The 13,092-nt window shown below is 71.0% G+C and carries 8 protein-coding genes; 6 read left to right on the forward strand and 2 right to left on the reverse strand.

The window, feature by feature from the left end:
* The first annotated feature begins 91 nt into the window (after positions 1-91).
* The gene (locus tag Aut01nite_RS17895) at positions 92-1,309 is read left to right on the forward strand and encodes a sensor histidine kinase (protein ID WP_043523353.1); all 1,218 of its coding nucleotides are present in this window, start codon (positions 92-94) and stop codon (positions 1,307-1,309) included.
* A gap of 7 nt (positions 1,310-1,316) precedes the next feature.
* Positions 1,317-1,961 (forward strand): response regulator transcription factor, encoded by a 645-nt coding sequence (locus Aut01nite_RS17900; RefSeq protein WP_043523204.1) that lies wholly within the window; start codon positions 1,317-1,319, stop codon positions 1,959-1,961.
* 57 nt (positions 1,962-2,018) lie between these two features.
* On the opposite strand, the gene Aut01nite_RS17905 is transcribed toward Aut01nite_RS17900, so the two are convergent.
* Complete coding sequence (locus tag Aut01nite_RS17905; RefSeq protein ID WP_043523205.1) at positions 2,019-3,785, reverse strand: hypothetical protein; 1,767 nt, start codon at positions 3,783-3,785, stop codon at positions 2,019-2,021.
* Between the two features lie 187 nt (positions 3,786-3,972).
* Here Aut01nite_RS17905 and Aut01nite_RS17910 point away from each other — a divergent pair, with 187 nt between their 5' ends.
* The 3 genes from Aut01nite_RS17910 to Aut01nite_RS17920 all read left to right on the forward strand — a co-directional run bounded on the left by Aut01nite_RS17910 (position 3,973) and on the right by Aut01nite_RS17920 (position 7,027).
* Complete coding sequence (locus Aut01nite_RS17910) at positions 3,973-4,821, forward strand: SAM-dependent methyltransferase (RefSeq protein WP_052163306.1); 849 nt, start codon at positions 3,973-3,975, stop codon at positions 4,819-4,821.
* Positions 4,822-5,133: 312 nt separating this feature from the next.
* Positions 5,134-5,907, forward strand: a complete 774-nt coding sequence (locus tag Aut01nite_RS17915; protein WP_043523206.1) for a GGDEF domain-containing protein — start codon at positions 5,134-5,136, stop codon at positions 5,905-5,907.
* Positions 5,807-7,027: a putative bifunctional diguanylate cyclase/phosphodiesterase gene (locus Aut01nite_RS17920; protein ID WP_043523208.1), complete on the forward strand. Its 1,221-nt coding sequence runs from the start codon at positions 5,807-5,809 to the stop codon at positions 7,025-7,027. Before Aut01nite_RS17915 ends, Aut01nite_RS17920 begins: the two co-directional genes overlap by 101 nt.
* Before the next feature lie 57 nt (positions 7,028-7,084).
* Here the strand turns inward: Aut01nite_RS17920 and Aut01nite_RS17925 are convergent, their stop codons facing one another.
* Positions 7,085-12,487: an ATP-binding protein gene (locus tag Aut01nite_RS17925; RefSeq protein WP_043523210.1), complete on the reverse strand. Its 5,403-nt coding sequence runs from the start codon at positions 12,485-12,487 to the stop codon at positions 7,085-7,087.
* 335 nt (positions 12,488-12,822) lie between these two features.
* Here Aut01nite_RS17925 and Aut01nite_RS17930 point away from each other — a divergent pair.
* A partial coding sequence (locus Aut01nite_RS17930) for an MOSC N-terminal beta barrel domain-containing protein (protein ID WP_204037573.1) occupies positions 12,823-13,092 on the forward strand: 270 nt, incomplete at its 3' end.

Genomic DNA, 13,092 nt, shown 5'->3' on the forward strand with positions numbered 1-13,092 from the left:
AGGCACTCGAACGATGGTGGGGTTATCCGAACCCGGGAGGGTGTGCTGGCACCCTCGCGGCGGCCCGGCCGGACAGGAGATGCTGTCCGCGATGAAGAAGATGTTCACCGTTCTGTTCGGGCCCCGATCCCGGCGTGGGCTGGCATACCTGTCGCTCGTGCTCCCGATCGACCTGCTGAGCGCGCTTCTGCTGCTGCTGGGCGGCCTGGCCGGCACCATCCTGCTGCTGACGCCGCTCGGCGCCTGGCTGCTCGCCGCGATCCTGCGGGCCGCGATCGCCCTGGGCGCGAAGCGGCGAGGGCTCGCCGCCCGGATGCTCGGCCACCAGGTCCCGGATCCGGTGCGGTCGCCCGCCGACCGGGGGGCCTTCGGCTGGCGGCGGGCCGTCCTCAGCGACCCGGTCAGCTGGCGGATGCTGGCGTACGTGGTGGTCAAACCACCGGTGGCGGTCCTGTCGCTGGGGCTGGCCGGCGGCTTCTACGCGTACGCCCTGATCGCGCTGATCTACCTGCCGTTCTACCCCGGCCCGTTCGACAACGAGTCGCTGGCGATCATGGTGACCAGCGTCATCCTGCTGCTGCTCGGCCCATGGATGCTGCGTGCCGTGCTGACGCTGGAGCGGCTGCTGATCCGCGGACTGCTCGGTCCGACCCGGTCCAGCCAGCGGATACGGGACCTGCGGGATTCCCGGGACCGTGCGGTGATCGACGCCGACGTCACCCTGCGGCGCATCGAGCGCGACCTGCACGACGGCGCCCAGGCGCGGCTGATCGGCGTCGGGATGCATCTGGCGATGGTTCGCGAGCTGGTCTCCGCGCAGGCGCCGCCGCACCAGGTGGTGGCGGCCGTCGACACGGCACAGCACACCCTCGCCACCGCGGTCGCCGAGCTGCGCGACCTGGTGCGGGGCATCCATCCGCCGGTGCTGGACAACGGGCTGGAGGCGGCGCTGGCCACCGTCTCGGCGGGCAGCCCCGTGCCGGTGACCGTGGAGATCGACCTGCCCCGCCGGCCCCCGCCGGCGTTGGAGAGCATCGCCTACTTCACGGTGTGCGAGCTGCTCACCAACGCGGGGCGGCACAGCGGGGCGAGCCGGGCTACGATCCGTGTCGATCTTCGTGACGAGGTTCTGTGCCTGCGGGTCGGCGACGACGGGCGGGGCGGCGCTCACCAGCGTGCCGGTGGGGGACTGGCCGGTCTGACCGAGCGGATCCGGGTGGTCGACGGGGAGTTGTCGATCGACAGCCCACCGGGCGGCCCGACCTCCGTCACGGTCGAGATCCCGTGCCCGGCACCGGAGAGGCCCTGACCGACACATGCGCATCGTCATCGCCGAGGACTCCGCGATCCTCCGCGAAGGTCTCGCCCAGCTGCTCACCGTCCGCGGGCACGAGGTGCTGGCCGCCGTCGTGGACGTGCCGGCGCTGTTCGAGGCGGTCACCGCCGATCCGCCGGACGTGGCGATCGTCGACATCCGGTTGCCGCCGAGCCACCGCGACGAGGGACTGCGGGCGGCGGTCCGGCTGCGCCGGGAGTTTCCCGGCACCGGGGTGATGATCTTCTCGCAGTACGTGGAGACGGCCTTCGTCGCCGAGTTGCTCGCCGGTGGCTCCGAGGGGGTGGGTTACCTGCTCAAGGAACGGGTGGTCCAGCTCGACGACTTCATCGACGCGCTGCACCGGGTGGCGGCCGGCGGCACCGCCCTGGACCCGGACGTGGTCACCCAGCTGTTCGGCCGCAGCCGGCACCGCGACCTGCTCGCCGAGCTCACCCCGCGGGAGCGCGAGGTGCTGGCCCTGATGGCGCAGGGCCGCACCAACACGGCGATCGCCGGAGCGATCCGGGTGTCCGAGCGGGCGGTGGAGAAGCACATCGGCAACATCTTCACGAAGTTCGACCTGCCGCCGTCCGACGCCGACCACCGCCGGGTACTGGCCGTGATCCGTTACCTGCAGAACTGAGGTCGCCCGCCGCGCGGAGGGCGGTTCAGCCGGTGGTGTCGCCGCGCGGAGGGCGGTTCAGCGGCGGGTCGCCTCGCGGACGTTGACCAGCAGCACCAGCAGGGCGGAGGCGAAGAAGGTGAAGGTCAGCACGTAGAGGCCGTCGAGCCAGAGGAACGCCAGCGCCAGCACGGCGACGCAGGCCAGCAGCAGGCGCAGCATGACGGCCAGCAGTTTGCCCCGGACGAAACCCTCCACAAGCAGCAGGACCAGCAGCAGCCCCAGGGCGGTCTCCTGGCCGGAGAAGGACAGCCCGGAGAACGACCGCGGCGACACCACCGCACCGATCGCCAGCAGGATCAGCGGGGTGCTCAGCACCGACCACCACGACCGGGCCCGGCCGAGGAAACCGGCGGTCTGTTCCAGCGGCAGGCGGCGATGCAACAGGTGGGTGTGCGGGTGCTGCGGAGGCAGGGGTACGGCGTTGGCCGCGCGATGCAGCTCGTCGGCCAGCCGGGTGCGTTCCATCCGCAGGTCGAGCAGCTTCTCCTCCTGTGGGGCGAGGGCGCGTACCTCCGGGGACGAGGCGGGCAGGCCGGCCGCCGCCACCGTCAGGTCCTGGCGCAGCTCGGCGATCTCGGTGTCCAGCCGGGCGAGGAGGTCGCGGTCCTTCTGGGTACGCAGTTCGACGAGCCGCTGTTCGGCGGCGGTGTCGGGGACGACCTTCGCCAGCCCGGCCCAGCCCACCGGATCGGCCCACGCCTGCCGGACCGTGCCGTCCCGGCCGTATCGGGGCCCGGCCGGTCCGCGTTCGCCGCCGAGCCGGTCCCTGGTGTCGCGTCCCCACAGCCCGCGGTAGTCGCGTACCCAGGGTGTCTCGTCGTCGATGAGCACCGGATTCCATTGCTCGGGTTGTCCCGGGCCGACCGCGCGGCCGTCGCCGCGGGCGTAGTCCACGTACGGGATCCCGACGATCCGCTGGTCCTCCGCGGACCACGGAGCCAGCAGCCGCGCCGACCAGCGCAGCGCGTCGACCAGCCCGCGCAGCCGCGGCGGCCGGACCGTGATCAGGTAGTCGCCGGGCAGGTACGCCCCGGAGTGCGAGCCCGCGCCCACGAACACCACCGGATGCCGGCCGCCGTCCACGGTCAGGTCCGGGTCGTCCCACCGCCGCCGCAGGTCGTCGCCGACCTCGTCGTGGGCGGAGAACACCACCCAGGACGGCGCCGGCAGCCGGCCGTCGGTGAACCCGTTGGCGTCGACGAAGACGGTCACCTGCTCCCAGTCGCCCTCGTGCTCGTTGACCCCGCCGAACGCCGACCGCCAGTTGTTGAAGCTGTAGAAGAACCAGTACTGGCAGACGATCCACGGGTCGTCGCGCAGCACCCGCCCGTAGTAGGTGGGTCGGGGCGTGTCGAGGTGGTCGCGCTGGAGCAGGAACGACCGGGCCGCGCTGCCGCCCGGGACACTGCCCCGGAACAGCAGCGAGAACCGGTTGAGCGTGTCGACGAGCCGGGCGGTGAGACCGACCGACGCCAGCCGGCTGGACCGTTTGAGGTGGGGCGGACGGTCCCGCAGCGGGATGTGCGCGTGTTTCTCGCCGGTCCCGATGCCGGACAGCGAGAAGCCCAGGCCCTGCTCGGCCCCCCCGGCCGCGGCGAGCGTGTCCAGGCACAGGTCACCGGGCCCGGCGACCTGGAGCGGGCTGGAGCCGGGGTCGTTGCGCCACAGGCTGGCGTGCCGCACATAGTGTTCGACCGAGACGGGAAAGAAGTACTCACCCTCGGTGAATCTGGCCACCGGCTCGTACGCGCGCAGCAACCGCAGGTCGTCTCCGCTTCCCACCGCCCGCTGCATCCTTCCCGCGCCCCCGTCCGATACGTGGCGTGAGCCGAGATTATCCGGATCGGTCATCTCACTCGCCGGGTGTATGGACGTCAGCTTGGCTGGTGACTATAGTCGAGTGCGGGGCGCCTCGTTCGGTGCAAGTTGCAGTTTCAGGCTTCCCTCCGGCCCCGGGGGGATACATAGGATGCAAGCCGAAGCGGTGGAGGTGACGGTGGCGGAGTCGGGCGCGTGGGTGCCGGAGGGCGTCGACATCACCGTGCCGAACGCCTCGCGGGTCTACGACTACGCCCTGGGTGGCGTGCACAACTTCACCGTCGACCGTGAGTTCTGGCATCAGACCGAGCGGGTGTTCCCCGAGGCCCGCATGGTCGCCCGGGCGAACCGGGCCTTCCTGGGCCGGGCCGTCCGGTGGTTGATGGAGGAGCGGGGTGTCACCCAGTTCCTGGACATCGGCTCCGGCATCCCGACCCTGGGCAACGTGCACGAGGCCGCCCAGGAGATCGACCCGCGGGCCCGGGTGGTCTATGTCGACATCGACCCGATCGCGGTGGAGCAGAGCCGGAGCCTGCTGCGCGGCAACCCCGGCGCCCGGGCGGTTCGCGGCGATCTGCGGGAGCCGGAGGTGCTCCTCTCCGACTCGCGCCTGCAGGATTTCCTGGATTTCTCCCGGCCGATCGGGGTGCTGATGGTGGCGGTGCTGCAGTTCGTGCCGGACGCCGCCGACCCTCGATCGATCATCTCGCGGATCGGGGCCGCGCTGGCGTCCGGCAGCCACCTGGTGCTGTCGCACACGGGTCCGGAGACGACCGCGGAGAGGCGAGAGCGGCAGGAGCGGGTGCGACAGCTGTATGAGCAGACGCCGACCCCGCTGGTCATTCGTGACCGGCGGCGACTGCTGGACCTGATCGACGACTCGTTCGAGGTGGTCGAGCCGGGTGTGGTCACCGCCGAGCAGTGGCGGCCCGACTCGGAGGAGGCCGCCGAGATCCCTCCGCAGCCGACCGCTCTGGCGGTGGTGGCCCGCCGCGTCTGAGCCCTCTGTGGTGGCGCCTCTCCGGGCCGACGAGTCACTCGAGCGGGTGGATTTTCGTGTCCCCGTAACTTTCTCCGTCGTGATCCGTTGCCGGGCCGAGCTGCGCATATCGTGTAGATGATCTTGAACGTATACCGTAGCGACGGCGGCGCTTCAAGCCGTGGCGGCGGCACACCTTCAGGGGGCACAGTTTTCGACGGCTCGCCACACCGGGTGCGCGGCCGTGGACTGTGAGGGGACCGCCTCATGACACACGCGGTCAGCAGTACCGACGAACCATCATTGAACGCGCTGGCCCAGAGGTTGCTGCGAGTGATCGCGGAAGCCGGCTGGGTGCCCGGGCGACGGGACCGGCCGCTCGCCGCGGTACGGGACGTGCTGCGGCAACTCGTGTGCGCTGTCGAGTCCGAGCCGTTCGAGCCCGAGCCCGGCCGGCGCGCCGGGGTGCAGCTGGTCAAGGTCCGGATGGCGGATCCGCGCGTGCTCGGCGCCGCGGTCCGGCTGCTCGCCGACCGGCTCCCGGCCCTGTTCCCGAGTGACGGCTCCACGAGCGGCCGAGAACGTGACGGCTCCACGAGCGGCCGGCAACGTGACGGCTTCGCGAGCGGCCGGCAACGTGACGGCTCCACGAGCGGCCGGCAAGGTGACGGCTCCACGAGCGGCCGAGAACGTGACGGCTCCACGGGCGACCGGCAACGTGACGGCTTCGTGGGCGACCGGGGAGCCGTCACCGAGCGGGTGCTGCGGGTGCTGGAACAGATGATCAACGGGTTCGGGGCGGCGCTGCGCGACACCGCGATGCGCGCCGGTGACGACATGCACCGGGCGATACGCCTGGCCTGGGAGAACGAGAAGGCGATGCTGGAGATCGAGCTGCAGCACGCGCGGCTGCACGACCCGGTCACCCATCTGCCGAACCGCAACTACCTGCGCGAGCAGTTGCGCCGGACCATCGAGGCCGCCGGGGGACACGCAGCGGATCGGGATGGTCCTGTTGCGGGTCGACGACTTCACCGATCTCAACGACGCGCTCGGCCACGCCCACGGCGACGACATGTTGGCCGCGATCGGCGCCCGCCTGCGTGAACTCGTCCGGGAGTGGACCGTCCCGGTCCCGCCACGCCGCGCGGAGCTGGGTGAGGGCGGCGGCCGCCACCTGCTCGCCCATCTCGGCGGGGAGCAGTTCGTGCTGGTGGTGACCGGCACCGACGCCGACGAGATGCGCAAGATCGCGGAGCGGGCCCGGCAGGTGCTGCGGACCGTGGTGCTGCCCTCCGTGGACGGTTATGAGCTGCGAATCCGTACCAGCGCCGGGATCGTCGAAGGGTCCGCCGGCAGCCGGACCGGCCCGGACGCGTGGCTGTGCGACGCGCATCGGGCGCTGGCCTGGGCGCACCGGGACCAGCGGGGCGCGGTGGTCTTCGACGAGCGGCGGGCGGGTCAGGACATCGTCCGGCACCGGCTGGCCGCGGCGATGCCCGCCGCCCTGGAACGCGGCGAGTTCGAGCCGTACTTCCAGCCGATCGTGCGGATGAGCGAGGGCGCGGTGATTGGTGTGGAGGCGCTGGCCCGCTGGTGGCGTCCCGGAATCGGCCTGGTCAACCCGCAGGAGTTCATCACCCCGGCGGAGAAGACCGGACTGATCGTTCCGCTGGACCGCACCATGCTGGAGCAGGCCTGCCGGCAGGGCGCCGCCTGGCGCCGGCAGGGTCACGACCTGCTGATCAGCGCGAACGTCTCCGGTTTTCATCTCGGCGATCCGGGGCTGACCGCGGTGGTCACCGCGCTGCTCGACGACACCGGACTGCCCGCGGAGTCCCTGCAACTGGAGATCACCGAGAGCGCGGACGTCGATCAGCACCTCGCCGTGCTGGCGGAGCTCGACGAGATGGACATCCGGCTGGCACTCGACGACTTCGGCACCGGCTACGCCGGCCTCGCCTCGCTGTCGGCCCTGCCCGTGACCACCGTCAAACTGGCCGCGAAGTTGGTCCGGGCCCTGGACGACCCCGACGACGCGGCGGCCGCCGCGGTCGTCAAGCACATGATCAAGCTGTGTCACGAGCTGAACATCACCGTCGTCGCCGAGGGCGTCGAGACCGAGCGGCAGGACGAGCAGCTGAACCGGATGGGCTGCGACTACGGGCAGGGATTCCTGTACGGCCGCCCCGACCCGGCCGATGTCGTCACCCGGCGGCGGCTGTAGCCGTACCACCGGCAAAAGGAGGCGGCCCGCAAGCGGACCGCCTCCCGTGCGGATCGTCTAGCTCTTCAGGCCGTGCTCGATCGCCTCGATGATGCGGGGCCGCAGCTCGGCGGCGCTGACGATGGCGTCGACCGAACCGACCTCCACCGCCCGCTGGATGCTGTGCACCCGATCGAATTCGGCCGCCACCTCACCCAGCTTCTCCGCCCGCACCGACGACTGGACCTCGGCGAGGTGGGTGCTGAGCGCGGCCCGCTCCGCGCCACCGGCCGCCGCGACCCGCGCCTGCAACTCGGCGACCCGTGGGTCGTTGGCGGTCCGGTTGTTGACCTCGCCGGCGAACACGACGGCCGCCGCGGGCGCGCCGCCGAGCACCGACGCGAACGAGCCCTCCAGGGCGAGAACGGTCATGTTCGGGTTGAGCGCCTTCGAGAAGACCACGAACGCGCCGCCGTGATAGCGGGAGATCACGCAGAACACGATCGGGCCCTCGAAGTTGACGATCGCCCGGCCGATCTCCGCGCCGTACTCCAGCTGAAGGTTCCGCATGGACTCCGGAGAACCATCGAAACCGGACAGATTCGCGAGTACGACCAACGGACGGTTCCCCGACGCGGCGTTGATCGCCCGTGCCGTCTTCTTCGACGAGCGCGGGAACAGCGTGCCCGCCGTGTAGGTGTCCGGGCCGTCGGTGGGCGGGAATCCCCGGCGGGGCACCGAACGGGACTCGATGCCGAGCAGGCAGACCGGCCGGCCGCCGATGTGCGCGTCCTGCACGACCGAGGTGTCGGCGTCCGCCATGCCCGCCCACCGCTCCAGGACCGGGTGATCCTGATCGGACACGGCACGCATGACCGTACGGATGTCGAAAGCCTTCTTGCGGTCCGGGTTGTGCGTCGTCGAGAAGATCTCACCGACCGTGGCGAAGTCGCTGCCGGCCACCGTGTGCGGGTAACCGGAGATGTCCCGGTCGACCGGGTCGGTGGAGGGCGCCGGCCGCGGGCCGGTCTCGCCGGGCACCACATAGGTGTGGTCGTAATGCGCCATCAGCACGTCGCGGGCGGCCGGAAGCGACGGCGCCCAGTACTGCGCCTGACCGTTCGGTCCCATCACCCGGTCGTACCCGCCGATGCCGAAGTTGTCCTCGGCCGAGACACCGCCGGAGAAGTCCAGGGACTGCTTGCCGGTCAGCACCATCGCCGAGTCCGGCGTCATCACCAGGATGCCCTTGGTGTGCATGAGCATGGTGGCTTCGGCGTTCCAGTACGGCTGCGCGCCCACGTTGATCCCCGCCACCACGACGTTGATCTCGCCGCCGGCCTGGGTGAACGTGACGATCCGCTTGAGCGCGGCGGCCACCCAGTCCATGTTCTCGGTGCCGGAGGTCATCGAGATCCGGGCGCCGGCGGACAGCGCGAACCATTCCAGGGGTACCCGCATCGACGAAGCCAGGTCCAGGGCCGCGATGACCCGCGCGCACTCCGGCTCCGACAGCGCGCCCAGCGACTTGGTCGGGTCGCCGAGCAGCACCACCCGGGTGATGCCCTCCGGGTAACGGTCGGTGACCGTGGTGACCACACCGGCGACGATGGCGGCCGAGTTCCTGCCCTTGGGCCGGTCGACCGGCTCGAGCGCCCCGTCGACCAGGTCGTACTCGGTGAAGTCGCCGAGCAGAGCGGTCAGCTCGTACGGGTACACCGTGCCCCGCCGGGCCGCCCGCAGCACCTTCTGCCGGTAGTCGTCGAGCGGCTGCACCGGGTCGGTCGACGGCTCACCGACGTGCAGGTGGGCGCCGTTGCCCGGCTCCAGGGTGATCGTCACCGCCACCTCGGTCAGCTCCCCGCTGGAGCGGCGCTGCCGGGCGATGAACTGCACCTCCTCCAGGCCCGCGCCGCTCGCGGTCGGCAGGATGCGCTGGACCAGGGCGTTGAGTTCCTCGATCGACAGTTCGGTGACCGGCCAGACGTACATCATGATCCGGTTGGTGTCGAACCGCTTGTTCTGCGGGCGCTGCGCCTGGATGTTGCGGATCGCGTCCAGGGCGAGCGTGACCGCCTCCTCCAGCGCGGGCAGCGCGACCAGGCGGCCGTCGGTCTCGCGCAGGGCGGTCAGGTCGCGGACCTGGTACATCGCGACGAGGCGCTCGTCGGAGGGGTTGCTCTTGGCGACCGCCGTGAAGAGGTACATCTCCTCGTCGGTGGAGGGCAGCCGGGTGAGGTCGAACTCGCGGAGCCGTTCGATCTGCAGCCGCTGGGCGATCTGCGGGTGAAGTCCGCGGATCAGCCGATCCTCGGCGAAACGTCCGGACTCATCGGCACGGAAGGTGAAGTGGTGGTGCATCGTCGCGCCGCTGACACCAGCGATCGTCGTGGTGACCCGCCGGACCCCCGGCACGGACACGTCGGCGAACAGCGCACTGAGATGGGCCGCCATCTCGTCGGCGGACGGCTGGTCCTCCCAGGAGACGTAGATGTCGGAGACATCCGCCTCAGTCGTCCCCAGCGCCGTGAGCGATGCCGACAAGTCGGAGATGTCGACGGCGGTGGCGGCGATGCGGGTGACGCTCTCCCCACTGTGGGTCGTCGTCATGAACCGGATGTCACCCACCGACAGGGCCGACGGCGTGGAGAGACCACGGTTGTCGTAGTACCGGCGGGTCAGCACCTCCAGCAGCGGGATGTGATCCCGCCCCGGCCGCCCGATCCGCTGCCCCAGCAGCCGGACCAGCGGCTCCGAACACGCCACCATGCTCTGGATCCGCTCGGCACGGTCCGGCGTGTCCGGGTGGTGGTCGAGATGCCGCAGGTGGGCCCGCACCGAGGCATAGACCTCCGCCCGGGTACGCCGCAGCAGCGGCTGGGCGAACCACCGGAACACGATGCCCCGGGCCAGGTCCGACACCGACGGGAACCGGATCTGGGTCGCCTCGATCACGTGCTCCAGCGCGATCCCGGCCCGTTCGGCGAGCGGCTCCTGCGGCGGGTTCCCGGCGATCCACAGGCGCAGGATCTCCGAGACGACACCCACGTTCGCCGCCGACCGCTGCAGCGCCAGGAAGATCCGGAAGACCGCGTCCTCGAGTTCCCGGGTCCGGTCCAGGCTGGTCACGCCGTAGTGCCCGAGCACCTGGGTGAGCCGCGTCTGGAACGCCGGCGTGACACCGGCCCGCTCCACGTCGAGGCTCTGCAGGTAGGCGTGGAAGTACTCGCGGGGGCTGTGCACCGCGTTGCCCGGCTCGGTCTTCCAGTCGTCGCCGGGCTTGTTGCGGCTGAGTTCGAGCAGGTCGGCGCAGATCGTCAGCAGTTCGATCTCACCGGCGCCGGGGCGGCGGCCGTGCCCGGCCAGGTACGCCTTGACCACGCTCGGGTCGACGTCGTACCCGAGCAGCAGCGCCCGCAGATCGTCCGGACCGTGGTCGGCGGACTCACCGGCGGGCAGGTCGATCTCGATGGGCGCGTTCTCCTCCGGAGCGTCGTCCACGGCGTCCCCGATGGGCTCCAGGCGCATCAGCGGCGCGCCGGTCTCCACCTGGCTGCCGACGGCGACCGGGCATTCCCGTACCCGGGCCTTGAACGGCGCCCGCAGCACGTTCTCCATCTTCATGCTCTCCAGCACGAGGATCGGCGCGCCCGCCTCGACCTCGTCGCCGACCGCGAGAGGAGTGGCCACCACCAGGGCGGGCGCGGGCGAGCGGACCACGCCGCCCTCGTCCCGGCTGACCCGGTGCGTGACACCGTCCACCTCGATCGTGTGGATCGGGCCGTGCGTGGCGGTGACCAGGCGGAACCGGTGGCCGTTGACGAACATCTGCTGGCTGTGCTCGTCGAACCGTTCGCTGATCACGTCGGCGTACCCGAACGATCCACCGGAGAAGATCCCGACCCGGAAGCGGTTGCGGCCCAGCCGGGACACCTGCACCCGGTAGCCGACGCCGCGCAGCTTCAGGTCGAGCGGACGGCCGGAGTCGTGCTGCACCTGCGGGCGGCCGCCGTGCGCGGTGGTGAGCAGGCGCTGCCGGGAGATCTCCTCCTCATCCTGGTACGCCTCGATGCCGGCGGCGGCCAGGGCGATGCCGGAGTGCCGGTGGCTGATGAGGCGGCCCTCGGCGCGGACCCGGTCGATCCAGCCGGTGTCGGCGGAGCCGTCGACGACCTCGGGCTGGTCGAGCAGGTCCAGGACGAAGCTCTTGTTGGTGGAGCCGCCCTCGATGATGACGGTGGTTTCGGCCATGGCCCGGCGCAGGCGCCCGAGGGCCTCGTCGCGGTTCCGGCCGTACGCGATGATCTTGGCGATCATCGAGTCGAAGGCCGCCGGAATGCTGTCGCCCTCGCTCACCCCGGTGTCCACCCGGATGCCGGGCCCGGCCGGCAGCGCGAGCCGCGCGATGCGTCCCGGTGACGGAGCGAAGTCGCGGTCCGGGTCCTCGGCGTTCAGCCGCGCCTCCACCGCGTGTCCCTGCTCGGCCGGGGGCGGACCGTCCAGCCGCCCGCCGGCCGCCACGTGCAGCTGGAGTTTGACCAGGTCGGTGCCCGTGGTGATCTCGGTGATCGGGTGCTCGACCTGCAGTCGCGTGTTCACCTCGAGGAAGGCGAACAGCTTCTCACCCGGGTGGTACAGGAACTCGACGGTGCCCGCGCCCCGGTAACCCACCGCGAGCGCCAGCCGGACCGCCGACTCCTTGAGCTCGGCCGCCTGCTCCGGCGCCATCACGACCGAGGACGACTCCTCGATGATCTTCTGGTTGCGCCGCTGGACCGAACAGTCCCGGACGCCCAGCGCCCACGCGCCGCCCTGCCCGTCCGCGATCATCTGCACTTCGACGTGCCGCGCGCCGGTGACCAGGCGCTCCAGGAACACCACGCCCGAGCCGAACGCCCGCAGCGCCTCCTGGCTGGTCCGCTCGTAGGCGTCGGTGAGATCAGCGGCCGAGTCGACGCGCCGGATGCCGCGCCCGCCACCGCCGGCGGTCGCCTTCAGCATCAGCGGATAGCCGATCTCGTCGCCGGCCCGCAACGCGTCCTCGAGCGTCGCCACCTCGCCGCGGCTCCACGGCGCGACCGGAACACCGACCTCCTCGGCGATCAGCTTCGAGCCGATCTTGTCACCGAGTTTGCGCATCGCCTCCGCGCTGGGCCCGACGAACGTCACCCCGACCCGGTCGCACAGCTCTGCGAACACCGGGTCCTCGGCGACGAAACCCCAGCCCACCCAGGCCGCGTCCGCGCCGGTCTCGCGCAGCGCCTGCTCCAGCAGCGCGTGGTTGAGGTAGGGCCGGGCGGCGGCCGGGCCGAGCGGATACGTCAGATCCGCCTCACGGACGAACGTCGACGTGCGGTCCTCGTCGGTGTAGAGGGCGACCGTCTCGATCCGGGTCCCGGTCTCCGCGGACAGATCCCGCACGGCGTGGATGAGCCGCATGGCGGCTTCCCCACGGTTGATGATCGCGACACGCCTGAACACTTGCCGAGCCTCCCGATTGCCCCGTCAGCTTTCTCCTCCTCCACCCTCTCGGCTACCGTCCGGTCGAGCCATACGCCGGATCATGCATGTCGGGCACCGTTGTTTGTAGGAATCCTCCAATCGGCGTTGTCCCCGACGGCCAGAGGGTCACGGCGAGTGATCTTGGGAGCAAAAACCACAATCCCAGATTCCGTACGACATAGGGCCGTCCCCGCCACATCGATCCCGTCCCGTCACCCCCACGCGACGTGGCGATCCCCGCACGGCCGACACGCGGCCGCCGGGCTGGATGCGGGCCTTACGGGCTGTCGCCTCCCGCATCTACTGTCAGCCCCATGCAGATCACCGAGATCCGCCGCTACCCGGTGAAATCCATGCTCGGCGAGCAGATCCCCGCCGCCGTCCTGGGCGCCCGCGGCCTCACCGGCGACCGGCTGTGGGCCGTCCGTGACGCCGACGGCAAGTTCGGCAGCGGGAAGAACACCCGCCGCTTCCGCCGTATCCCGTCACCGCCGGCGACACCTGCTCCTGGCTCGATCCCACCCCGTCTCACGGCTGAGCCCCTGCCGTCTCCCGGATCCGTCCCACCTGTCCCGTGCCTGAAG

This window comes from Actinoplanes utahensis (genome assembly GCF_016862455.1).
Taxonomy (GTDB): domain Bacteria; phylum Actinomycetota; class Actinomycetes; order Mycobacteriales; family Micromonosporaceae; genus Actinoplanes; species Actinoplanes utahensis.

What these genes read in the sequence shown, in the direction of transcription:
- Aut01nite_RS17895 (WP_043523353.1), top strand. Translation starts at nt 92, where the DNA reads ATGAAGAAGATGTTCACCGTTCTGTTCGGGCCCCGATCCCGGCGTGGG.
- Aut01nite_RS17900 (WP_043523204.1), top strand. Translation starts at nt 1,317, where the DNA reads ATGCGCATCGTCATCGCCGAGGACTCCGCGATCCTCCGCGAAGGTCTC.
- Aut01nite_RS17910 (WP_052163306.1), top strand. Translation starts at nt 3,973, where the DNA reads ATGCAAGCCGAAGCGGTGGAGGTGACGGTGGCGGAGTCGGGCGCGTGG.
- Aut01nite_RS17920 (WP_043523208.1), top strand. Translation starts at nt 5,807, where the DNA reads ATGGTCCTGTTGCGGGTCGACGACTTCACCGATCTCAACGACGCGCTC.